Raw genomic sequence first — 24,636 nt, 5'->3', positions numbered from 1 at the left:
TTCAGTAGTTTAGAACACCACTTTCTTACCATTGACGATATACACACCGCCTTTTTGGAGGGCTTTCTGGGAGATGCGACGGCCTTGGAGGTCGAAGATCTGCGGTGCGAGGTCGGAGGAGATAGCGGCATTGCTGATGCCCGTTGTCTCGTCTGAGGAGATGGGCAAGAACTCACGCACGCCCGATGCGTTCGATACGGGGAGATAGGCCTTGTTGGGAGCTAATGTTGCCTTTGTGGCTGTGCCCGTAGCTTCGGGGGCTGTTGGGCGAACATAGTAGAAGCCTGCCACTTTCTTTGTGGGATGGATGCTGAGAACGTAGAACTTCTCATAATCATTGGCCGAGATATCTTTGCGGAGGTAAGTACCTTGCAGCGCATTTTCCTGCGCGAGCGGAGCAGCCGTTGGAGCAATGTTGAGCGTCATGTTCAGTTGTCCCAAATTGTGGTTGAGCAACAAGACGCCAGTGCCTTCGGGCACTGTGCCGTTGCAAGCCTCGAGTTTTACAGTGCGATTATCAGCCGCCAGCGTAACGAGGTTGGCCACAGCGTCCGTTCCCTCCAGGGTGTAAGCAAAAGGCATATAAGCCGTAGCATAAGCCTGGTTTTCGCCATCGGGACGAGTGGACGAGAGCGTCCAAGTAGTCACGGGTTCGATGTACCAAAGCGAAGCGTCCGAACTGGTAGTCCACGCCACGATAGAGCCCGAGTTGTCGGCATGGATAGCCGGTTTGCCACCGTCCGTGGGGTTCAAACTCTGCAGGTAGCTAAGACCTTCGATTGTCGACACCACTTTATATTTTCCGGCCTCCGCTTCGTTGGCGGTCACAGGGGCTGCGGTGTAGACAGCAGGCGTTGGTTTCACAAACACCTGGTAGTTGCCGTTCTTCACCAGCCATGCGCCATCGGCCGTCTTGCGGAACTGGAACAGCAGGTCGAGGTTAGTGGCAGCATCCGTAGTGGAAGCCTGCGTCAAGTTTGTACCATCAGTGGCCAGTGCCGCTGTGCTCTTCAGTTTGTTTGTGAGGCGATACCAGCCACCGTCTTGCAGTTCGATTTTCTCCACTTTATTGTAGAGCGCATCATAGGCTGTAGCAATTTTCTGCTGAGCTGCAAACGCGTTGGTTTCATTGGGCGTTGCCTCAGCAGTAGTAGCTGCCGTTTCTGCGGCACTCACCTTCGTGGCGAGCGAAGCCACGCTTTCGGGCTTCACCATTCCCACATAGTTTCCATTGCTGCTCTGCATCGTTGTCATACGAGCGCGGAGAGCTTCTGCTGCCTGCTTCACATAGGGAGCACGAGAACTGGTGCGGTCAAGGACATACTGGCCGTTGGTCAAGTCCTCCAGCGGGATTTGTTTGAACAAGATATTGTAGCCGCCCAGACCGCCACGCGCATCTTCTTCGTAGATGTAACCAATAGTGCCATTGTTGAGCAGCTCCATACCCGTGTAGCACGAGCCGATATTGCTCACCTGCATTCCCTTTATCCAACCATTGGCCAGAGCCGCAGCCGTAGAGTAGTCGGAATAGGTTGCCAATTCTTTGAAGTAGACACCCACTTTCTCACGACGGGTGGAGAGCGTGATACTCTGCAATGCCACAAAGAGCTGCTTATTGTCGCTCACGCGGCGTGCTGGAACGATGAGGATTTCGCCGTTCACATTGTTCACCGCGTTATTCATCGCTGTTGCATTGGTCTGGAAATCCCAGTTGCCTTCACCTTTGGCGATGTCGGTATAAGTGAAGAGGCTGAAACCACGACTCAGAGAGCCACGGTTACGAACACTCACCAGAACGCTACCATCGGGAAGTTCTTCCACCTTCGACTCATCGGCACCCGTACTCGGCAACTGTGCTTTGCTACCCAAGAGTTTCCACGTCGCACCAAAGTCGTCGGAGTAAATCACAAAGGTGGCGTTCTGTCGCGTATTATTGGTGGGATAAGCAATATAAAGGCGGTAGTAATCGCCCTGCTTGATATAGCGGCTCTGCATGATCTTTCCACTGGTGAGGAAGAGAGAGTTGGTCACACCACCTGCGCCGTCCTTGGTCAGATTATAGATTTGATAAGTCAGCGAGTCGGCCGTCCAAGTTTGTCCGCCGTTCGTACTGCGAAGACGTACAACGTGTTGCGGTTCATTGTATTGTCCGTCAAAGAAAGAGGTATGTCCGCCGACACACATAACGAGCACGTTCTGCGCATTGTTGCGATCAACAACGATGGAAGGATCGCCGAAACTGTAGTTCCATTTCTTTGAAGAATGGGGTTGGCTCTGGTCGCCAGCGGCAATGGTCTGGAAATGAGCATCCCAAGTTTGACCGCCATCGCTACTGGTCTTCAGAATCACATCATTATGGCCGTTGCCCATACCTATATCGGCACCGGTGCGGCGAAGGTCTACTGCCACGAAGAGCTTACCATCGGTAGCCTGACCTAAAGCGGGAATACGATAACCTGGGCCCGACTTGGTGTTGTCAAAGACCAAAGCGGTCTTGTATTTAGCATTCGTTGCTGTCAGTTGCTTATCGGCCTCAACAGAAGCAGGGACAACTGTGATGCGGAGGTTCTGAACGAGCGCCATACCCGAGGTGACTTGGAACGGAACTGTTTGCAAGTTCAAGCCCGTAACACTGAAGTTTTCAGCCGTTGCGGAAGTGGCCGTAGCGGTCTTTGAGGTGGTAACGTCCTTCACGGCTGCGCTACCATTTTCGCCCTTAAACGTGAAAGAATAGCCAGTGATAACATAGCCCTCGCTGGCGGAGAGCGTGTAGTCCTTGAAGTTGCTGCTTGCCAATTTCACCGTCTTCGGCGTCGTCGCATTGTTGAATCCGATGTTGTTCTTGTTGCTCGCATTGGCCAGCGTAACAACAGGATCGGTCTGTGTAGAAATCAGATAGGTGTTCCAGTTCTGCCCTGTTGTTTTCTTATCGTCGCGATAGAACGTACCGTGGTCGCCATCGAGCGCATAAGAGAGTTGGGTGTTGTAAGCGGCTTCGATGAGCACCGTAGAGCCGGCATCCTTGCCTCCAGTCCAGAAAGAGATTTTTTGCGTTTGTTCGTTCAAGTTCAGCGCATAGCCGTTGGCGTTTTGCAACTGCATATAGACGGGTTCCGTATAGGCGGAAGTCAGGTTCGTTGAGGAAGAGAACCACCAAGTATGGCTCTTCGTATTTCCGGCCAACACTTCCACACGCGCCTCAGCTCCGTTTGTGGCGGGAGCTGTGGCAACGAGAGCTTTCGTAGTGCCGAGCGCCTTATTATATATTGTGTAGCCCTGTGTCTCATTGCCCACGAAGCACCAGAGTTGGTTGTCGGGCTGGGCGGGCAAACTGGTAGTTGTTGCACCAATCGAAACGGGTGCTAACTGAATGCTACCATCGGCGGCAGCGGCTGCCTGTGTGGTGTTCTTAAACTTGAGGGTGTACCAGCGCGTACCTTCTGCAAAGTTGTTGCCCACAATCGTAGTAGCCACAAAGGGGTGGCGACTGAGGGCTTTGTGAAGTACAACGTAGAAGTCGGCGGGTTCGATAGCACCTGCGCTCACGGTGAACGTCGGAGTGGAGGTGAGACCTGCCAAGTGCACTTCTGCGCTATTGCTGGCGGTGCAGGACACAGCCGTAGCTCCCGCGGGGGTCACCGTAGCTGCCGCACGCGTGGAGGAAGTACCACTGAAGCCCGTGAACGTCATACCATAGGCGGTGATGTCCCAATCCTGGGCTGCGGTGAGAGTGAACGTAGAGGTGTGGAGATGGGGTTTGCCATTCACCAGATACATATCGTTCTTCGGAGCAGAAAGCGTGAAGCCGGGGTCAGTAGACGTGCTGGTCCAACGAGAGTGGTAAGTTTTCTGCGCATTAGAAGCCGTCCAACGCCCAAAAGCTGTACCGAAGTTGAGCACCTTCATATCGGTTTCCTCAATGAGGAAAGTAGAACCGTGGTCTTTTCCGCCATCCCAGAAAGCCAACTTGCCCTCACGGTTGTTGAGGGCTTTACTATTGCCAAACTGTTCGATATAGACGGGAGTGGTAGTTGTCGATGTGAGGTCGCCGCTCTGTTCAAACTTCCACAGGTCGGTGTAGCCCGCAGGTACTTCAGAACTTACAATAGCATACGACTGATCACCAGTGTTGCCCTTCATCGCTGTGGGTGCCACGAGTTTTCCGCCAGCGGCATTATAAATCTGATAGCCACTGGTAGCATTGCCCACGAAGCACCAGAGGTCGCGACCGCCGTAATTGAGGGTACGGTTGGACAGACCGATATAATTGGCCGATGCAGCCTGGCGACTCACTTGAAACTTATTGCTGTGGATCGTCATCGTGTACCACCGTGTGCCGTCAACGGGCTTACCATTCGCCAAGGTCGTTGGCTGAAACGGTGGTACTACTGCCCACACTGCCGCGGCCACACTCAGCAACAGCAACGAGAGACATAGTCTAATTTTAGTCATAAAAAGATGTTGGTTTTATTGATTAAATTGTAATTGTTCTGAAACTTAGGGTCGCAAAGATACATTTTTCCATTTTGACAACCAAACATAGCAATAAGAAAACTAAAGAAATCCTCCGAGCAACCTAATCTATTCTCGGACCAGTCCGACTCGTCCGACCAGTCCGACTCGTCCGAGCTCTCCCCCTCTCAGCCTCCCTAAAACTTTACAAAGCTGTGTTCACCAGCAGCCGCTAAAAACCGAAGCTTCGCCCTATTCTGTCCGAAAATTTCTCTTCACACTTTGAGCGAAACGGCTTTTTCTTGCAAAAACTGCCCTCTTTCGGCAATTTTCAGCCCAAAAGCGGACAAAAACGTCCTTGAGCGGTGCGTCGGTTTCCTTATTGTGTCGGCCGATACAATAAGGCTATCAGTTGGCAGCCTTATTGAGTTGGCCAACAGCCTTATTGTGGCGACGCGCAAGAGGCTTCTTGCAAGCGAGAAGAGGAAGGAGAGCGCCGTTTTGAGCCACTCACGGGAGGGGAAAAGTAAGAAGATTTTTGACTTAAAGAAAGCCCCTCCAGCTCCCTCTCATGGGGGAGCTGGAGGGGGCCTCTTGTTGTTGGTTCTCCGACGGGTCGGACCTGTCGGACTGGTCGGACTGGTCAGAATTCTCCAAGAACTTTCTCTTCTCATAAAGAAAAGGAAGAAAATCTTTGCATCTTTCCCCCATTTTTGTGCAATTATTCCACGCCTTTCCGTATATTTGACCCCAAAACATCAATCTCTGGATTTGTATGGTGGAAAAGATTTTGAATTTCAATGATCTGACGGAGAACTTGCAGCAGCAGGGACGCCGTTGTAGTGTGGCAGTGGTCTGTGCCACTGATGCAGAAACACAGTATGCCGTGTTGCGCGCGGTGCGAGAGGGCTTTGTGACGGCTATCTTTGTGGGGGGCGAACAGGAAGTGCGCCAAAACCCCGACTTCGCAGCTGTGGCCAACGAGGTGCGTTTCGTGGCGGCCAGCGATGCCCGCGAGGCGGCAGAAAAAGCCGTGGCACTGGTGCGCAGCGGTGAGGCGCAGGTGCTGATGAAAGGTTTGCTCAACACCGATGTCCTACTCCACGCCGTGTTGAACAAAGAGCACGGCATCCTTGCCAAGGGGCGCGTGCTGACACATTTGGCTTGCGCGCAGTTGGACAACTACCCACGCTTGCTTTTCTTTACCGATGCTGCCGTCATTCCATACCCCACGCCCGAGCAACACCGCGAACAGGTGCGCTACGCTGTGAGAGTGTGCCACGCCTTCGGCATCGACACGCCGAGGGTCTCACTGATTCATTGCTCCGAGCAGGTGAACGAGAAATTTTTCCCTTTCACGACCGACTATCCGCAGATTGTCGCTGAAGCCCAAGCAGGGGCTTTCGGACAATGTATTGTGGACGGTCCGCTCGATGTGAAAACCAGTTGCTCGCTCGAAGCACTCCAACACAAAGGTCTGCACTCGCCCATCAACGGAGCGGCCGACGTGCTCGTTTTCCCCGACATAGAAGCGGGCAACACATTCTACAAGGCCGTTACGCTCTTTGCCCACGCCAATATGGCTTGCATGCTGCAAGGTAGTGATGCTCCCGTGGTGCTCACCAGCCGCGGCGACAGCAAAGAGAGTAAATACTACAGTCTGGCACTGGCTGTGAAATCCATCCACAACGATAATTGACGTCGCCGTGCGGCATTGCGCCGTAGCGACACCTAAAAAAGATACAAACGTGAAGATTTTAGTGATAAACCCCGGCTCTACCTCTACGAAAGTGGCCGTATATCTCGATGAGAAACCTGCTTTGCTTCGCAACATCCACCATTCGCCGGAGCAATTGGAGCAGTATCCCGAACTGACCGATCAATACGAATTTCGCAAGCAATTGATTCTCGACGAACTGCGCGCCATGGAGGTGTCGCTCAACTTCGATGCCATCATTGCGCGAGGGGGATTGGCAAAACCTGTCGCGGGCGGAATCTACGCGGTGAATGAGAAAATGGTGACCGACACGCGCAAGGCGCTCCACAAACACGCTTGCGACTTGGGTTGCCTCATTGCGTGGGAAATGGCAAAGGACATCCCCAACTGCCGCAGCTTTATTGCCGATCCGGGCGTGGTGGACGAACTCTCGCCGCTGGCACGTGTGAGCGGTTCGCCGCTGATGCCGCGTGTGTGCATTTGGCACGCTCTCAACCAGCGGGCTATCGCGCGCCGCTATGCCAACGAGGTGGGAAAAGAATATGAGGACTTGCGCCTCATCGTGTGCCATCTGGGTGGAGGTATCAGTATTGCGGCCCATGACCACGGGCGCGCCGTGGACGCCAACAACGCACTGGATGGCGAAGGACCTTTCTCACCCGAACGGGCAGGTAGTTTGCCAGCAGCCGACCTCATAAGGCTGTGCTTCAGCGGGAAGTTTACGCAGGAGGAACTCCTAAAGCGCATCGCGGGACAAGCTGGACTGATGGCGCACTTGGGCACTAACAACATGAAAGAAATTGAGCAGCGCATCGCTGCGGGGGATGAACACGCGAAACTGATTGTGGACGCGATGATTTACCACGTGGCAAAGAACATCGCGGCTGAGGGAGCGGTGCTTTTCGGAAAGATAGATGCCATCCTCCTTACGGGCGGGTTGGCGCATTCGGAATATGTTGTGAAACACCTGCGGGAGCGCATCGAATTTTTGGCTCCGGTGTATTGCTACCCTGGTGAGGACGAAATGTTGGCACTGGCGAGCAACGCACTGGCGGTACTGCGTGGCAAACGCGAAGCAAAAGAATATGTGTGAACTTAGTGTGCGCTGACGGACTTACCCACAAGGCGCAAGTTGAGATATACAAAACGGCGGGAGACTCAATGTCTCTCGCCGTTTTGTATGTATGTGTGAGTTTAGCGAAAACGCCCGTTGGTGATTTCGCTTAGGGAGAAGCTATTGAAAACAAGGGTGTAGTCGGCTTTGTGGGATGTTTCCTCATAGAAGATTCCAATTTTACCATTACCGAGGCGTTCCAATTCGGAATAGGCCGAACCTACTGACGACACTTTATAAGGGCCGGACCAGTTGGCTGCGAGGACGGCCGGAGAGGAATAGGCTTGGGCGGAGGGAAGCTCCTTGTAGTAGATGCCCACATTGCTGCGGCCAGGACCGAGAGGGACAGACTGAAGGGCAACCCATGTTTTGCGATTGTCGGAAGTGCGGCGAGCGGGAACAATCAGGATGCCGCCGTTCGTACTGTTCTTCTGCGCATCAACGCCTTGATTGGCGGCACTGGAATAGGCCACTTCACCCCATTCGCCTTCAGCGAGGCGAGCGTTGCGATAATGGAAAATATTGAAATAACGGCCGCCCCAGGTGCGGGAACTGAGGGCTACATCGCCATTAGGGAGTTCTTCGCATTTCACTTCGTCGCCTTTGGGAGCTGGAGAGATGTGGATGCTACCCAGTGGCTTCCATGTACGGCCAAAGTCGTCGCTATAAACAACGCGATTACCATTGGGACGAGCGCAGATGGCTGCATAGAGGCGGTAGTACTTCCCTATCTTCACCGTGCGACTCTGGCAGATGCGGCCGGAGGTGATAAAAAGACTTTGGATAGGGCCGATCTGGCTCTCGTCGAAGAGAGAATAAATATCCTCCGTGATGTCGTCGGGAGCAGACCAAGTGCGTCCGCCGTCGTGACTATAGAGTCGGGCAACACGATTGGGATTCTGTCGGGTAGTGGAGGCTGCGCCGTAAACGGTATTGCCACAAACGCAGAGCAGCAGGATGTCGCGACCGTTGGGTGCGGAGACGATGGCAGCATCGCCATAGCCACAATCGGCGGCGTGCTTCACGCCCGTACCTCGAATAATGGAGTACTCCGGCGACCATGTACGGCCGTTATCCTGTGATAAACGCCCGTGAAGATCAACGCGACCAAAACCGATGTCAGCGCCACAGAGGCGATAGTCGGTCACGGAGAGCAGGCGCTTCCCCTTGAGATGCGCGATGGCGGGAATACGATAGGGATGAGCCGAATCGGCTGTGGTGACGAACAACTCCTGTCGCTGTGCGGACAGATCTAAGCCCAGGATGAGGGCAATAAAGAGGAGGAAGAACTTCTTCATTCGGAAGAGGCGTTAGAGAGATGTATTACTAATTCTTATTGTGATGGTAGTAGCGATTTCCGCCCAAGAGGTGGGGCCAAATACTGCTTTGCGCTTTCTGCTTATCCTTGTTGAGCTCGGGATAAGCAATGCGCGTGTGATAAACGGTTTTTAAGCTGTCGATCAGTACGCGTTTGGCATCCTGAATATCGCGGAACGTGATGGGACACTCTTGGAAATAGCCCGCCTGCACTTGTCCGTCGATAATCTTATTGACGAGGCCGCTAATAGCCTCTTCGGTGTATTCCTTGAGGGAGCGGGAGGAGGCTTCCACGGCATCGCACATCATGAGGATGGCTTGTTCGCGTGTGAAGGGGTTGGGGCCTGGATAGGTGAAAAGCTCATCGCGTGGCGTTTCGCCTGGATGGTTGTTTTGCCATTGTATGTAGAAATAGCCCGTCTTACTGCGCCCATGATGGGTCGAGATGAAATCGCGAATAGATTGAGGCAAGTTATTTTTTTCTGCCAGTTGCAGCCCCTGCGTCACATGGCTGATGATGATTTGTGCCGACTGCTCTTCCTTCGACATATCATCGCGGTCGGTCAGCGAGTCGTGGGGATTGACACCACTTTGGTTTTCGGTGAAGAAAGCCGGATTGAGCATTTTCCCAATATCATGGAAGAGAGCACCCGTACGCACGAGTTGAGCACTTGCCCCAATTTTGTTGGCCACCTCCGCTGCGAGGTTTCCCACCTGCATGGAGTGGTTGAACGTGCCTTGTGCCTCCTTTGACATTCGGCGGAGTAGTGGATGATTGATATTGGACAATTCGATGAGCGTCACGCTCGACGTATAGCCAAAGATACGCTCAATGAGATACATAACAGGGTAAGCAAAGAGAAGGGCCACACCTGACACGGCGAGATACACATAGCGCGAATGATCCAAATCGGAAATATTCGTGCTGGCGGCCATATCGTAGGCAAACTGCGTAAGGAGACCTACAACGACAACAAACAAAGCGATGCGAAGAATCTGGGCGCGCTCGGTCATCTCGCGCAACGCGTAGACCGTGACGAAGCCAACGATGCTTTCGATCATGAAAAACTCGAAAGGACCTGTCAGACCGATAGACGTCAGGAGCAAGGAGGTGATCATGGCCATCGTGGCCGTGCGCGAATCAAAGAAAACGCGGACAAAGAGCGGCACCATAGCATAGGGCACAAGGTAGACGCTGAACCAATGCTCACGCACCATGATATAGGACAGAATCGGGAAAATCGTGATCAGCACATAGAAGAGGGCCAGTGTGCGAACGTTCCCAATATACTTTGGTTGAAACGTGAGGAGATAGAGAGGGAAGATACTCAGAATGATGAAGATGAGGAGTGCCTGCCCCGGCATCTGTTTCCAGAGGTTGTTATCCGTGGTGTTGAGGCGCGCACTCTCTTGCATATAGGAGTCTAGCACGAGTTTCAACTGCGGTGTGACGATTTCGCCCATATCTATCACGCGCTGCCCCGCAACAATCATTCCGCTGGAAGTGATCACGGAGTTGAGCGCATCCTCTCGAGCCGCATCTGTCTTGGCTTTGTCGAACGTGAGGTTGGGCGTGAGATAGTTGTTGATATTGCAAAGTGCCAACACGTCATGGAGATAGCCCGCGGAGTCGGCTCCCATGATGGTTTCATAGGCGGTGCGCGTGGTGTAGATAGCACTGGTGGATTGCGTGACGGCATCTTGCCCTTCCACGATATGCACATTCTGATAGCGATGACTCACCAAATCGGACATCTGCGAGGGCGACATCACGCCAGTGTTATAGACGAGTCCCAACTGCTTTATCACATAGTTGGCGTACTTCTCTGGAACTGGGATTCGGCGCGCTTTGTAGTCGGCGATAAAGGCTTTAACCTGCTGCTGACCTATTGCGACGGACTTATTGAAGAAGGGCTGAAAATTTTGCAACACGCTGTCCTTCTCCATCTTAATGGCTTTCTCCGATTTGATAATGGGAAATTCAAAATCGGCAATCAGCGGCGCGTATTTCCAAGGCGTTCCCTCTTTGTACTCAAAGACAAATTTGCCTTCACGGGGAACAGCCAATGTGAGCAATAGGACGCTGACGAGCGTAAAAAGTATGAGAGAGAGTTTCTTCACGATTCTAAAAAATTTGTTTAGGCAAAGATACGAATTTCCAAAACAAATAACAAAAAAGCCCCACGCGCCTCCCAATCTGCTGAAAAAGAGGAGAAGGATGTATCCACAAATCTCACTTTCCACAGTTTCTCATCATGCGCAGAAACCGATAAAAACTGCATTTATCCATGAAAAAAGCTGCCACTCATATATATAATTATGAGTGGCAGCCAGATATTGTGGAGTACCGCCCGCGGCCTCACTGCGTGGTGGGGCGTGGGCGGAATCACATCGGATTAGTCGGCAAGCTTAGCTTTGATAAACTCACGGTTGAGGCGTGCAATGTTGAGCACTGTCTCATTCTTCGGACAAACGGCTTCACAAGCACGCGTGTTGGTGCAGTTACCGAAACCGAGTTCGTCCATCTTGCTAACCATAGCCTTTGCGCGCTTAGCAGCTTCTACGCGGCCTTGGGGCAGCAGTGCAAACTGGCTGAGCTTAGAGCTAACGAAGAGCATTGCAGAACCATTCTTGCAGGCAGCAACACAAGCGCCGCAACCGATACAAGTAGCGCAGTCCATTGCTTCGTCGGCTGAGTCCTTGTCGATCAAGATGGCGTTGGCATCCTGAGGAGCACCTGTGCGCACGCTGATATAACCGCCTGCTGCTTGGATCTTATCGAAAGCAGAGCGATCCACCATGCAGTCCTTGATAACAGGGAAAGCAGCAGAGCGCCAAGGCTCAACGGTGATGGTTTCGCCTTCCTGGAAACGGCGCATATAGAGCTGACAAGTGGTAGCTCCGCGCTCCGTTTTGCCATGAGGCGTACCGTTAACGTAAAGTGAACACATACCGCAAATACCTTCGCGGCAGTCGTGGTCGAAAACGAAAGGTTCTTGACCTTCTGCAACAAGCTGCTCGTTGAGAATATCGAGCATTTCGAGGAAGCTGGTATCATCGGGGATATCCTTCATTTCGCGCTCGTCGAAGTGGCCGGCATCCTTAGGACCATTCTGCTTCCAGTATCTTAGTTTAAAAGATATATTCTTTGCCATAATGAAATTTCTTTTTTAAGTGACGAGTGAATCGTAACGAGTGTAGCTACAGAGTCGTTTGTGCAAGCGCACCTCGTCTTGTCACTGATCAATTAGACTTTATAGTTTCTCGTCTTAACTTCGATAGCCTCGTATTTGAGCGGCTCTTTATACTTAACGGGGAGAGCGTCCTCGCCTTGGTATTCCCAGCAGCTCACGTAGAAGCAGCCCTGGTCGTCGCGCTTAGCTTCGCCCTCTTCGGTCTGGTGTTCCTCGCGGAAGTGACCACCGCAAGATTCCTCGCGGTTAAGAGCGTCGATAGCAACGAGCTGACCCATAGTGAAGAAGTCCTCGAGGCGGAGAGCCTTTTCGAGCTCTATGTTTACGCCGTCGATGTGCGGAACAAAGACGTTCTTCTCGAACTCCTTCTTGAGCTCAGCCATCTTATCGAGAGCGGTTTGCAAACCTTCTTTCGTACGAGCCATACCCACGTATTCCCACATGATATGTCCGAGCTCTTTATGGATGCTATCCACAGAACGCTTACCATTGATATTAAGAATACGCTCTACACGAGCTTTCACCTTAGCTTCAGCCTTCTCAAATTCGGGTTCTTTACCTGTGAAGCGGCCCACAGTGATTTGATCGCTGAGGTAGTTCTGAATAGTATACGGCAGAACGAAGTAACCATCGGCCAGACCCTGCATGAGGGCAGATGCACCAAGGCGGTTAGCACCGTGGTCGGAGAAGTTACACTCGCCAGCTGCGAAGAGACCCGGAATGTTTGTCTGAAGTTCATAGTCAACCCACAGACCACCCATTGTGTAGTGGATAGCGGGGTAGATCATCATCGGATTCTCGTAGGGGTTCTCATCGGTGATTTCTTCGTACATATCAAAGAGGTTGCCGTAGCGTGCTTCGATGGCGTCGCGACCGAAGTCTTCGATAGCTTGCTGGAAGTCGAGGAATACGGCAAGGCCTGTACCGTTCACGCCGAAGCCTGCATCGCAGCGTTCTTTAGCTGCACGTGAAGCCACGTCACGGGGAACGAGGTTACCGAAAGCCGGATAACGGCGTTCGAGGTAGTAGTCGCGGCGGTCCTCAGGGATGTCGCGGCCTTTGAGTTCTCCGCTGCGGAGCTTCTCAACGTCTTCCTTGAACTTCGGTACCCAGATGCGGCCGTCATTACGCAGCGACTCGGACATGAGCGTAAGTTTGCTCTGCTTGTCGCCGTGAACGGGGATACACGTTGGGTGAATCTGTACGTAAGCGGGGTTGGCAAAATATGCGCCGTGCTTGTAGGCTGCGATAGCTGCAGAGCAGTTGCAACCCATAGCGTTTGTAGAAAGGAAATAAGCATTGCCATAACCACCCGTTGCCAAGATAACGCAGTGTGCGGCAAAGCGTTCGATTGCACCAGTAACGAGGTTGCGAGCGATGATACCGCGAGCGCGGCCGTCAATCATCACAACGTCGAGCATCTCATAGCGAGTGTAGAGCTCAACAGTGCCTTCGTGTACCTGACGCATCAGAGCGGAATATGCGCCCAAGAGGAGCTGCTGACCGGTCTGACCTTTGGCGTAGAAAGTACGGCTCACCTGCACACCACCAAAAGAGCGGTTAGCCAGTGTGCCGCCGTATTCGCGAGCGAAAGGAACACCCTGTGCCACACATTGGTCGATGATGCTTGCACTTACTTCAGCCAAACGGTAAACATTAGCTTCGCGAGCGCGATAGTCGCCACCTTTCACAGTGTCATAGAACAAGCGGTAAACAGAGTCGCCGTCGTTCTGATAGTTCTTTGCTGCATTGATACCTCCCTGTGCTGCAATGGAGTGCGCACGGCGGGGAGAATCCTGTATGCAGAAGTTTTTCACTTTGAAGCCCATTTCGCCGAGCGATGCAGCGGCACTGGCACCTGCCAGACCTGTACCTACGACGATAACATCGAGCTTACGTTTGTTTTTCGGGTTAACGAGCTTCTGATGAGCCTTGAAATTAGTCCACTTTTCAGCAACGGGACCTTCGGGAATCTTTGAGTCGATTACCTTCTCCGTTACGGGAACGATATATTTATCAGACATAATTGTAATCGTTTGTTATAAGAATTAGCCACAGATGGGTTTGCAGCCCAGTGCAAAATAAACAACTACGGCAGCAAACATCAGCATAACGAGTGTTACATAAACGTTGCCGATGAGCTTCCAGCGGTTGAACCACACTTTGTTGTTCACACCGAGAGTCTGGATAGCACTCCAGAAACCATGAGAGAGGTGGAACCACAGCGCGGCGAGCCATACGAGATAGAGCACAGCATAGATGGGATTGCCGAAGGTGAACTGAATCAAACCTGCGCCGTCTGTTGCTTCATAGTCGCCCACGAGAGCCATACCGCCATTGTAGAATTCTGCGCCCATCATGTTTGCCCAGAAATTGAACAAGTGGAGGAACAAACCCAAGCATACGATCAGACCGAGCACGAACATGTTCTGGCTGGCCCATTCCACCTTTGCTGGAGTCTCCACCACTGCATAGCGGTTATTACCGCGCGCTTTGAGATTCTGCAGTGTCAAGATAGTGGCATAAATGAAATGGAGAGCGATGAGGCCCACCAAAACTACCGTTCCTGCAACGGCATACCAATTAGATCCAAGAAACTCGCAAATCATGTTGTAAGCATCTCCGGAGAAAAGCGCCACAACATTCATGCAAGCATGGAAGGTGAGGAACAGAACGAGAGCAATGCCGGTTACCGACATGATAACTTTCCGTCCTACGGATGAAGTTGTTAACCACATAGAGTTTTGAAAATTAAATTATGTAATGTTTTATGATTGAGCTATCTTGACTTTTCCGTCCCCTTATAAATGAGGGGGCATTTTTAATATGCCGCAAAGTTACAATATTTTGTAAATTCCAGCAATAAATAAAAAGAATAATAAATCTAAGACAAAGACCTACAACATTATGCTGCTGAAAAAGCTCTCAAAAGCGAGAACAGAGGTTCTTATTAGCGAGAGAGGTAAACCTATTGGACGGAACGAGGCACGCCACGTCATCATTCGTTCCTCAAAACTGCCCTTTTTCTTAACAAAGCCTTTGGCGCAACGGGAACAAGAAAATGGGCCGTAGAACAAGGATGTGGGAGAAAATAGTCTTCGGAGTGGTGCGTCGCTCTGCTGCGTCACTCCGTTTCCTTATTGCGTGGGCTGGGAGTTGTGCTTTTATGTGTATTTCCATCCGCTCTCTGTTGTCAGTACAATAAGGATACTGGCCGACAGAATAAGGCTGTCAGCTGACACAATAAGCGCGCTGGCTGACAGCCTTATGCTGCTGACGCACAGCCTTATTTCATTGCCATTCAAGAGAGCGAAGCGAATCGAACGTCTTATTTCGCGTTGGATTTTCTTTTATTCTCGGGGGCGTAAAATAAGAATTTCATTGACAACAATAAAGCTTTCTTTCCGGCTCTTTTGCATCCTCTCTCTCACCTCAACGAACTGCCTTTGCGCGTCCCACTCTTCGTGCTGCGCTCCGCCACTTTTTCGCGTGGCCTATTTTTCTCTTTGCCAACCAAACAGAAATAAAGAGAAACCATTATATTTGCAATCATCACTCATATCTATTCAATTTACTATCTATGAAGCATTTGTTTACACTGGCCCTTATGGGATTGGCGAGTTTGTGCGCGAGCCCTGTTCAGGCACAAGCTCCAACCACGTGGACGCGTACGGTGTCCACAGCAACGGGTAGTTTCGTTAATAAGCAAAACAGCACCACCAGTGCGTACAAGTACAAGTGGAGCTCTACCGAAACCACCCCGCAGCTCACACTCGAGACTGCCAACAACGATATGTGGGTGGACGCCAACGGCACCTACCATCTCTACAAAACCACCTTTTCTCTCAGCGTTCCGGACGGTTATGCCATCACGGGCTATTCGTTCAACTATACAGGTTTTGAAGGTTCATCGACCTCCACAACACGTGCCACGGTGACCATCACGCCAGAGAAAGGCGGCGCGGCTGTCACCTGCTCTGCCAGCGATGCTGCTGCAACGGTGAGCGTGACAGGCTTGGAGGAGAACACAACGCGTTTCTCCGTTTCCAGCACTGCTGCAAAAGCCAACGCCGTACCCACGAACTTCATTGTAACCATCAAAAAGACGGCTTCAGCCCTCGAACGCCTCCGCACCACTACCACCGCCAACGGCCGCTTTGCTGCCAACACGGTTTGGTACACAGTGGCCGTGGGGCAAGGTCAAGGCACCAGCACTTTCCCGCTGGTTTATACGGCCGACAACCAACCCTTCTCGCTGGCGCGCAGTTTCACCAACGCCGTGCCCGAAGCCCTTTGGTGTCTCGTTGGCAACAACACAGCGGGCTATCGGCTCCACAATCGCGCAGCTGCTGCCAACAAGATTCTTGTTTCGCCGCGCGAAATGAGCGGAACAACTGGCGGCACGGCCTATCCCGTGGTTTTGCCCCTCGACGGCCTCAACACAACAACCTACGAGAGTCTTTGGAAACTGGAATCCTCTAAAGACATTGCGGGTACGGCCGCGTTCTATCTTTGCCAAAATGGAACGAACTACGGCGTTAACAACCGCGACAACAAGATGGCGTTTTGGACGGGCGGCAAGGATCGCGGTTCGACTGTTGTTTTCACGCCTGTAGCGGTCGACTTTGAAGTGGGCACGGCGTATGGAGAGTTCAAAAACGCCGCTAATACGCCGGCGGAAACTTCTTTATGGAACTCTACGCTCACTGCTCCGGCGGCATTGAGATTGTCCACCATGAACACCAGTTTCCAGCCCTCAGCCGACGGCAAGAGCTTCCTGCTCACCGATGCCATATCGGGAACGTACACCCTCTCCACACCAACGATGGGTTACGTTATCGACGGCTATAGCTTCGACTATCCCTCTACGCTCACCGCTATCACAACTGCCGACGGAAAGGTTACGCAGCAGAGCGGCCACTTCGAAGTGAGCAGCGTTGGTAAGGCTTCTACAACTTTCACCGTAGCCGGCAACGGACAGGTGAAGAACTTCCGCGTCTTTGTTCGTCAGGCCGACGAGGTGGACAATGCCCACACCGTCATTGTCTTTGATAACGCCACGAGCAAAGTGCCTTATCGTATCCCCGCTTTGACACAGACGCACGACGGCCGACTGCTGGCCGACTGCGACTATCGTATCAGTAAAACGGATATTGGCTACAACAACCGCAACGGACTCTACCGCATCGACAACGTGATGAAAGTGAGCACGGATAATGGCCACACATGGAGCGATACAGTTGTCGTGGCACGCGGCGATGAGCACGCCAGCCAAGTTTGGCGCACAGCCTTTGGCGACCCAAGCATCGTAGCCGACCGTACGAGCGACAATGTCCTGATGCAGTGTGTGAGTGGCAAAGTGGGTTATTTCAGTTCAACGCGTAATAATCCGCAGCGTTGCGCCTTCTTCCGCAGCACCGACGGCGGACGTACCTGGGATCAGGGTACTGACCAAACCGAACAGATTTATGGTCTCTATGATGGTACGCTTCCTGGCAACGCACAGGTGGCGGGAATCTTCCTGACAAGTGGTAAGATCATGCAGAGCCGCTCTATCAAAGTGGGCGACTTCTACCGTATCTACATTGCCCATCCTTTGCGCACGACGACAGTGAATAAGTTTGCCACTTATGTCATCTATTCCGACGACTTCGGGCGTAATTGGAAGGTGCTGGGCGGCGCTGGCGTTATCCCCTCCGATGCTGCCGATGAATCGAAAGTGGAAGAACTTCCCGACGGCACAGTACTGCTGAGTTGCCGCAACCAGGGTGGCGGTCGACAGTTCAATATCTACACGTATTCCGATCCCATCACAGCTGCTGGCACATGGGACAAGAGTACGATGCCTGCCAACATGACGGGCGGCCAAGTGAACGCTTGCAACGGCGAAGTACTCGTGCTTCCCGCTCGTCGCAAGGCCGATGGCAAACAGCTCTTTGTGGCGCTGCAAACAGTGCCACTGAGCAACGTGCGCGAAAAGGTGGGTTTCTTCTACAAAGAACTGGCTGCTTACTCCGATTATAATAGCGGTGAAAAGATGGCTGCCAACTGGGTGAAAGGTTTGCAAGTGACGAAAAATTCATCTTGCTACTCCACGATGATTCTTATGCAAAACGATAGTATCGGCTTGCTCTTCGAGGATGTGGCCTACAACGACGGTTACAACATAGTGTTCAAGAGCTTCAGCCTTGATTCTATCACAGGTGGCAAGTATACCCTCGATGCTACCTCCCCTCGCGACGCATATCTCAACGATGCCCTGCAACAGCGCCTTGCTGGAATCAAAACGGGAAAGGCTGTGGGAATGTACAAATCGGATGCGGCGCTCCGCCCCTTGCTCGATGCTTTCAACGCACAAAAGACCGAAGCCAATATGTGGGCGGTGATGGCCGCTGTACCTACGCTGGAGCGCGTCACCATCGAACCCGGGCGTCAGTACATGGTGTACAACAAAGTGAACCCTACTCATTTCCTTTCCGCCAATGCCACACAAGGTTCGCTCTACAGCGTGGAAAACGATTCGGCACAGGTTTTCACCTTTGAAAAGGATAGTAATGGAAACTACTTGCTCCATCACGTCAACACAGGTCTTTATGCGGGTAAGACATCTTATAGTACCCGCCCAGTGCCCGCAGTGAAAGCCAGTGAAGCCATCGCCTTTAGCGTGGTATCCAACTCAGAAGGGTGGAGCTTGCTCACTTGCACCCAACCCACTTCGGCTTCCTACGCCACGCTCAACAATTCCACCAGCGACAAGGTTCGCCCTTTCAACAAACAGGACCAAGCTTCTTTTTGGTGCATCTATCCCAGTCCACGCACTATCACGGCTATCACAACGCCCAACATTTCTAAGGACGAGCAAAATCGCATCTACGACCTGCAAGGCCGTCGCGTTCAGCACCCCACGCATGGGCTCTACATCTTAAACGGCAAGAAAGTGGCTGTGAATTAAAAAATCTATTCCCTCATTGATGGGATACATCAGTATCTCCCAAATAATGAGCGCTCTACAAAGAAAGCCGACTGGCACAATTTACGTGTCAGTCGGCTCTTTTTGTACGCCTCATAAGAGAGTTTCTATATTATCAGCAAAAAACCTCTTCCACGAGTTTCCCCTTCAAAACAGAAGAGGCACGCTAATAAAGAAAATCGGACGAAACGAGATGCGCTTACCTTTCAGTAATTCCTCGAAGCGTCCGACCTATTTGTTGTGAAGTATAGACATAAAAAAAGGGATACCACTGTATCCCAACCTTGTTAACCTTAAATCTAATACTATGAAAAACACGTTGCAAAGATACGGATTTCTTATTACTCTCCAAACTTTCTCAAAGAAAAACATGATTATTTAAGTTTATTTTAGAAGTAAAGAGCTATTTTCTAAGATTTTAAGATAAAAACGAGTAAAAAGGAGGGAGAAAAACTTCGTTAGGAATAAAAGATCTATTCCTATATATAAATGTATTTCCGGAGCGAAAGGAAAGGAATGTGATTTGAATTGCTTACCTTCGCGCTATATGCAACGGTTCATTTATTATCTACAGCGCATCGGTGTGTGGTGTTGGCGCATTCGTCAGCGGCGGGGCTACAACATCCATTCTCCTTTTGCTTTCCAACTGGTGAAAGGAGTAATTTATCAGCGCGGGCGCTACTACGCCTATGAGCGGCTGCACCAGGAACGAAAAGGACAAGCACTTCCTGAACGTGACGACCGCTTACTCTTCCGTTTGGCCAATGATAGCCAACCGCGCACGGCCTTATTTGTTGGGCCCGATACGGCCGATGAACAGCTGTATGTGGCTGCGGCTGGTCAGAAATGTACTTGCTACAGCGCAGCCACCACCGAGGAAGCGGTGCAACAAGCAAGCAAGATGGGGCATATCGACTTCCTCTTTCTGAATACCTCCGAACCCATAGCCCCCCTACTTGATGCACTTCTCCCCTACGCTGGTTCGCACGCACTCTTCATTGTCTATGGCATACACCGTTCGCGCTCAACACTACAAGCTTGGCGCGAATGGAAGAAAACGGAAGCTGTACGCGTCACCTTCGATCTCTACTGGTTAGGGTTGGCCTATTTTGAGGCACGACTGAACAAACAAGATTACACCATAAATTATTAGTACAATATGAAGATATACACCCGCAGCGGCGATAAGGGCATGACGTCCTTGGCCAATGGCCACCGCGTGAAGAAATGTGACGACCGCGTAGAAGCCTACGGAACGCTCGACGAGCTTTGTTCCCACATCGGACTCCTGGCGGCTATGTGTCCCGAGGAACTACGGGAAAATCTCTACAATATTCAGCGCCGCATCTTTGCTATCAATGGTGCACTGGCGCTCCTCAAAGAGCCGAAGGGATTGCCCACGGCCGAAACCATTGAAGCCATGGAACAACTCATCGACAGCGTGGACACATCGGAAGGCCGCTTCTGTGGTTTCGTCCTGCCGGGCGGAACGATGCCCGCTGCCCAAGCCGACGTTTGCCGCACCGTATGCCGCCGTGCCGAACGTGCCATCTGGCGACTGGGCGAAGAGGCTCTGCCACACGAAACAATGGTATATATCAATCGGTTGTCCGACTTTTTCTTCCTATTTGCCAGATATTTAAATAAATTTATGGGTTCGGAGGAAATAAAATTATAAGATATTGTTTCTTTATCTTAGAAAAAGTCTATTTTTGCACGCCGTAAAATACGGGAAAAATAAATAACACATTAAAAACATACATAGATTATGTACTGGACGCTTGAATTGGCTTCAAAATTGGAGGATGCTCCATGGCCTGCAACAAAGGACGAATTGATCGACTATGCTATGCGCTCGGGCGCACCTATGGAGGTTGTCGAGAATCTCCAAGAATTGGAAGATGAAGGCGAGGTCTACGAAACCATCGAGGACGTATGGCCCGACTACCCTACAAAAGAGGACTTCCTCTTCAACGAGGACGAATATTAATGACCTATGAGCTGAGCATCTCAGCTTAAATCGTTGAACACAAAGCGGAGCAGGAATTTCACAGCAAGATTCCTGCTTCGCTTTTTTTAGGCCAAAAAAGTTTTTACAGAGCACGGTATGCAACTTATAAGTTGCATATTTCATCCTAAATATCTATATTTGCACCAGGAAACATATTATAGATGAAATTTGTAAGAGCTATAGCAGGCTACAATCATCTTTGGGCTGTCAGAGATGAAGCAAAAGAAGCGGACGAGCTAACGATACTTTTCCGTAAGTGGAGCAATGCCAATTATTTGCTTGATTTCTTTCTTGCCCATATAGACGATCTACAAGGATTCTTCCATGTTGAGAAAATAAGTGATGCTATTAAAGACACGATGGAAGATGCAAGAGTCCTCGAACGCCTAATCTTAGACTTTCCATACACCGAACAGTTGGACGAACTTTTCCATCCATTAAGTCTGACAGATAACAGAATTCATGAATTGACGCGTGAGAAAGCGCGCCATTGGGACAGAGAACGACATGCAAGTTGGCTTCGGATATATGCCATAAGAATAGAACCAAATGTCTACATTATAACAGGTGGAGCCATAAAACTCACTGCAAAAATGCAAGACAGAGAACATACTCAAATAGAATTAGACAAGCTCAATGCTTGCCGAAACTATTTGCAGCAGAAAGGAGTCTTTGATAAAGATAGTTTCATAGATTGTTATGAGGAGGATTGATTATGAAAGAGAAAACATTAAAATTTCTTGAGAAAAATCTTAGTAGCGAACCTTCCACATTTGCAGAGGAAGCAAAGTGGAGGCAAGAGAATGAAGTGTGGCTTAAATGGTCGCAAGGCATCGCCATGAAGATTATTGATTATATGCAGGAACACAAACTCTCACGTGCAGACATCGCATCACGCCTTGGTTGTTCTCCGCAGTATGTCAGCAAGATATTGTCTGGTCACACAAACTTCTCATTCAAGAGTATAGCGGAGATAGAGAAGTGTCTCAATATTCGCATTATGGAAACTTCTTTCGCATGACAGAGTTGTTTGTATGAACCACTTGCCCATTTATGGTATTTCACCACGAAATAAAATGAGCGAAAAGGCTGACACAACTACATTATTACCTAAGACTTATATGCCTTGTTCCTCTTCAACGAGGACGAATATTAAAAGGACTGGCGCAGTTGTGCCTCCTGCCGAATCGCAAGGCAATGGCGGAAACTTACCGTCGTTGCCTTGCCTTTTCAAAATACCTCTATCGGACAGTGGCAAAAGCTTCTTGAGCTTCGCATTCCGCACCACTCGCTCTTCCCCGCACCAAAGCAACAAAACGATACATATACAATAAAGACCGTTTTTTTACGTTCTGATAATAAAATATGACGTCAACGACTCACATACGTTTCCTGCTCGCCGCATTGCTCTTGCTGTGTGGCACTTCAGTTTATGCCCAGCAGGAACCAGCTTTCAGCCACTATTGGGACATGGAGCCGCAGTTCAATCCCGCTGCAGCAGGCCGCTCGGACCAGCTCTCTATCAACGCGGCTTATATGACCCACCCTATGGGCTACGATGATGCAGGCGGTACGATGTATGCAGGAGCTGACATGGCTTTTCAGATAGGGAGAACGCGCCACGGTGTAGGCGCAACATTCCAGAACGATGAAATCGGTTTGTTCAGCCACAAACGGTTTGCACTCCAATATAGCTATCACTTCCGCCTCTTTGGTGGCGTGATGAGCCTCGGCGCAGAAGCTGATATGCTCGCAGAGAGTTTCAAAGGAAGTAAGGCGGACCTGGCCGATGGTGCTGGCTCCGACCCAGCAATCCCCACGTCTGACGTGACAGGTTCGAAACTCGACGCCTCAGCAGGTCTCTTCTTCCACCGCAAACAATGGTATGCCGGAATAGGTGTGCAGCACCTCACCGCTCCTACCGTTCTCTTGGGGGAGCGCAACCAGATCACCTACAAACCGCTCTATAATTTCACGGCTGGATACAATATAAAAACGCGCAGTCCGTTACTAACAATAGTGCCTTCGGTAATGATGCGCTACGATGGAACGGATTTTCGTGCTGATTTCACGGGTCGCCTCGTCTACACACATGAGAACAAACGCCTCTACGCGGGTGCCACCTATGCTCCGCAGCACAGCGCCACGCTCTTCATAGGCGGAACGTTCCACGGTATCGACATCAGCTACGCTTACGAAGCCAACACCTCAGGAATAGGACTTGGCGCAGGTAATCACGGGCTACTCATCAGCTACCGCATGCCGCTCAATTTGCAGAAACGTGGTAAGAACCTACACAGAAGTGTTCGCTATTTGTAGACTACTTTAAGAATATAGAAAACAAACATGATACAAAAACTTTTTACAATACTCGCTTCCGCCTGCGTTGCCATGACGCTGGTTTCCTGTTTCGGCAGCAACAGAGCCATGAATAGCGGCGGAGAAGTAACAAGTTCACGCGGCACAACCGTGAGTGAGCCCACTCCCTACGGCATGGTAGAGATTAAGCGCGGCCACCTGCGTACGGGTATCGAAAAAAACGATACGCTCTGGGGCAAAGAGATTCCAGCGCGCGACATCTCTGTTGACGGCTTCTGGATGGACCAAACGGAAGTGACCAACTCCATGTACCGTCAGTTTGTGACATGGGTGCGCGATTCTATCTTTCGTGAACGCCTCGCTGATCCCTCCTTTGGTGGTGACGACTCCTATAAAATCACAGAGAACAAGAATGGCGATCCTGTGAAGCCTCATCTCAACTGGGCAAAAGCTCTACCCAAAAAGATGGACGAAGACCAGCAGCGAGCTTACGAGAGTCTTTATCTCACCAACCCCATTGATGGGACGAAGATGATCGACTTCCGACAGCTCAACTACCGCTATGAAATCTACGACTACGAAAAGGCAGCACTCCGCAAGTACCGCCTCAACCCCGAAGAACGCGATCTGAACACCGACCACACCGTTGACCCAGACGAGGTAGTAATGATCAGCAAGGACACGGCCTATGTGGACGAGAACGGAAAAATTGTGCGCGAAACCATCGAGCGCCCGTTGAGTGGCCCGTGGGACTTCCTCAACACTTATATAGTGAATGTATATCCCGACACAACTTGCTGGGTGAACGACTTTACGAACGCCAACAATGAGATTTACATGAAGAACTATTGGTCCTCACCGGCCTACAACGACTACCCTGTTGTTGGTGTGACGTGGGAACAAGCCAATGCGTTCTGTGCTTGGCGCACGCAGTATCTCCTCAAAGGTCTTGGCCCTCAGGCACGCTACATTCAGCGCTATCGTCTGCCGACCGAAATCGAATGGGAATATGCTGCACGCGGTAAGGAACAGAATCCTTTCCCTTGGACGCCAGCCGAAGACGATAACAATACAAAAACAAACAAGAAAGGTTGCTACTACGCCAACTTTAAACCTGATGAGGGAGACTATACCGATGATGGTAATCTCGTGACAAGCCAGGTGGGCACTTATGGCGCCAACTCCAACGGCTTGTTCGACATGGCGGGCAATGTGGCCGAATGGACAAGCACAACCTACACCAGTGCGGGCGTAAAAGCCATGGCCGACATCAACCCTGAGCTGTCTTACAATGCCGCAAAGGAAGACCCCTACGCCCTTAAGCGCAAGAGCGTTCGTGGCGGTTCGTGGAAAGACCCCTTGAGCCTGATTCGCTCCGCATGGCGCACCTACGAATATCAGAACCACCCGCGCTCCTTCATAGGCTTCCGCTGCGTTCGCAGTTTGGCAGGCACTCGCACGGGTAAACTTCCCCGAGTTGGAAAGAAAAACTAAGGTGGTGATCTCCTACCATCTACCTACACATACGATAATTTAGCACAG

General features: G+C 51.1%; 16 protein-coding genes and 1 pseudogene. 11 read left to right on the top strand and 6 right to left on the bottom strand.

The window, feature by feature from the left end; genetic code table 11:
* Nucleotides 1–9 precede the first annotated feature (9 nt).
* A complete protein-coding gene (locus tag ACO4R2_RS03675; protein WP_484769213.1) occupies nucleotides 10–4,452 on the bottom strand; it encodes a sialidase family protein in 4,443 nt (1,480 codons plus the stop codon).
* 282 nt (nucleotides 4,453–4,734) lie between these two features.
* Between ACO4R2_RS03675 and ACO4R2_RS03670 the strand changes: the two genes are divergently transcribed.
* Genes ACO4R2_RS03670 through buk form a run of 3 tightly spaced genes read left to right on the top strand, consistent with a single transcriptional unit; the run spans nucleotide 4,735 to nucleotide 7,262 of the window.
* Nucleotides 4,735–5,256, top strand: coding sequence for a hypothetical protein (locus ACO4R2_RS03670; protein ID WP_484769212.1), 522 nt, complete (start codon nucleotides 4,735–4,737; stop codon nucleotides 5,254–5,256).
* Nucleotides 5,228–6,151 (top strand): phosphate acyltransferase, encoded by a 924-nt coding sequence (locus ACO4R2_RS03665; RefSeq protein ID WP_484769211.1) that lies wholly within the window; start codon nucleotides 5,228–5,230, stop codon nucleotides 6,149–6,151. Before ACO4R2_RS03670 ends, ACO4R2_RS03665 begins: the two co-directional genes overlap by 29 nt.
* A gap of 49 nt (nucleotides 6,152–6,200) precedes the next feature.
* Nucleotides 6,201–7,262, top strand: coding sequence for a butyrate kinase (gene buk, locus ACO4R2_RS03660; RefSeq protein ID WP_484769210.1), 1,062 nt, complete (start codon nucleotides 6,201–6,203; stop codon nucleotides 7,260–7,262).
* Nucleotides 7,263–7,363: 101 nt separating this feature from the next.
* Here buk and ACO4R2_RS03655 read toward each other — a convergent pair whose 3' ends face one another.
* The 5 genes from ACO4R2_RS03655 to ACO4R2_RS03635 all read right to left on the bottom strand — a co-directional run bounded on the left by ACO4R2_RS03655 (nucleotide 7,364) and on the right by ACO4R2_RS03635 (nucleotide 14,532).
* Nucleotides 7,364–8,581: a sialidase family protein gene (locus ACO4R2_RS03655; RefSeq protein ID WP_484769209.1), complete on the bottom strand. Its 1,218-nt coding sequence runs from the start codon at nucleotides 8,579–8,581 to the stop codon at nucleotides 7,364–7,366.
* Nucleotides 8,582–8,609: 28 nt separating this feature from the next.
* Nucleotides 8,610–10,721 carry an HD family phosphohydrolase gene (locus ACO4R2_RS03650; RefSeq protein WP_484769208.1) on the bottom strand — a complete coding sequence of 704 codons (2,112 nt, stop codon included), beginning with the start codon at nucleotides 10,719–10,721 and terminating at the stop codon, nucleotides 8,610–8,612.
* Between the two features lie 275 nt (nucleotides 10,722–10,996).
* Nucleotides 10,997–11,755, bottom strand: coding sequence for a succinate dehydrogenase/fumarate reductase iron-sulfur subunit (locus ACO4R2_RS03645; RefSeq protein ID WP_311490262.1), 759 nt, complete (start codon nucleotides 11,753–11,755; stop codon nucleotides 10,997–10,999).
* Between the two features lie 92 nt (nucleotides 11,756–11,847).
* Nucleotides 11,848–13,818: a fumarate reductase/succinate dehydrogenase flavoprotein subunit gene (locus tag ACO4R2_RS03640; RefSeq protein WP_311490261.1), complete on the bottom strand. Its 1,971-nt coding sequence runs from the start codon at nucleotides 13,816–13,818 to the stop codon at nucleotides 11,848–11,850.
* Between the two features lie 24 nt (nucleotides 13,819–13,842).
* On the bottom strand, nucleotides 13,843–14,532 hold the full coding sequence (locus tag ACO4R2_RS03635; protein WP_311490260.1) for a succinate dehydrogenase/fumarate reductase cytochrome b subunit: 690 nt from the start codon (nucleotides 14,530–14,532) through the stop codon (nucleotides 13,843–13,845).
* A gap of 842 nt (nucleotides 14,533–15,374) precedes the next feature.
* Here ACO4R2_RS03635 and ACO4R2_RS03630 point away from each other — a divergent pair.
* From ACO4R2_RS03630 to porK, 8 genes and pseudogenes are all read left to right on the top strand, one after another.
* A pseudogene (locus ACO4R2_RS03630) lies at nucleotides 15,375–17,624 on the top strand (sialidase family protein); the annotation flags it as partial.
* Between the two features lie 1,687 nt (nucleotides 17,625–19,311).
* The gene (locus ACO4R2_RS03625; protein ID WP_484769207.1) at nucleotides 19,312–19,917 is read left to right on the top strand and encodes a hypothetical protein; all 606 of its coding nucleotides are present in this window, start codon (nucleotides 19,312–19,314) and stop codon (nucleotides 19,915–19,917) included.
* Between the two features lie 6 nt (nucleotides 19,918–19,923).
* Entirely contained in the window at nucleotides 19,924–20,442 is a 519-nt protein-coding gene (locus ACO4R2_RS03620; protein WP_311490257.1) for a cob(I)yrinic acid a,c-diamide adenosyltransferase, read from the top strand.
* Between the two features lie 90 nt (nucleotides 20,443–20,532).
* Nucleotides 20,533–20,754 carry a DUF2795 domain-containing protein gene (locus ACO4R2_RS03615; protein ID WP_009347943.1) on the top strand — a complete coding sequence of 74 codons (222 nt, stop codon included), beginning with the start codon at nucleotides 20,533–20,535 and terminating at the stop codon, nucleotides 20,752–20,754.
* Nucleotides 20,755–20,936: 182 nt separating this feature from the next.
* Nucleotides 20,937–21,488: a hypothetical protein gene (locus ACO4R2_RS03610; RefSeq protein WP_484769206.1), complete on the top strand. Its 552-nt coding sequence runs from the start codon at nucleotides 20,937–20,939 to the stop codon at nucleotides 21,486–21,488.
* 2 nt (nucleotides 21,489–21,490) lie between these two features.
* Nucleotides 21,491–21,796: a helix-turn-helix domain-containing protein gene (locus ACO4R2_RS03605; protein ID WP_315091108.1), complete on the top strand. Its 306-nt coding sequence runs from the start codon at nucleotides 21,491–21,493 to the stop codon at nucleotides 21,794–21,796.
* Between the two features lie 344 nt (nucleotides 21,797–22,140).
* Nucleotides 22,141–23,094, top strand: a complete 954-nt coding sequence (locus ACO4R2_RS03600; protein WP_484769205.1) for a PorP/SprF family type IX secretion system membrane protein — start codon at nucleotides 22,141–22,143, stop codon at nucleotides 23,092–23,094.
* 27 nt (nucleotides 23,095–23,121) lie between these two features.
* Entirely contained in the window at nucleotides 23,122–24,588 is a 1,467-nt protein-coding gene (gene porK, locus ACO4R2_RS03595; protein ID WP_484769204.1) for a T9SS ring complex lipoprotein PorK/GldK, read from the top strand.
* The last annotated feature ends 48 nt before the right edge of the window (nucleotides 24,589–24,636 follow it).

Source organism: Alloprevotella sp. (assembly GCF_057240785.1).
The sequence above is the reverse complement of the archived record's forward strand: the minus strand, read 5'-3'. Positions and strand labels throughout refer to the sequence as shown.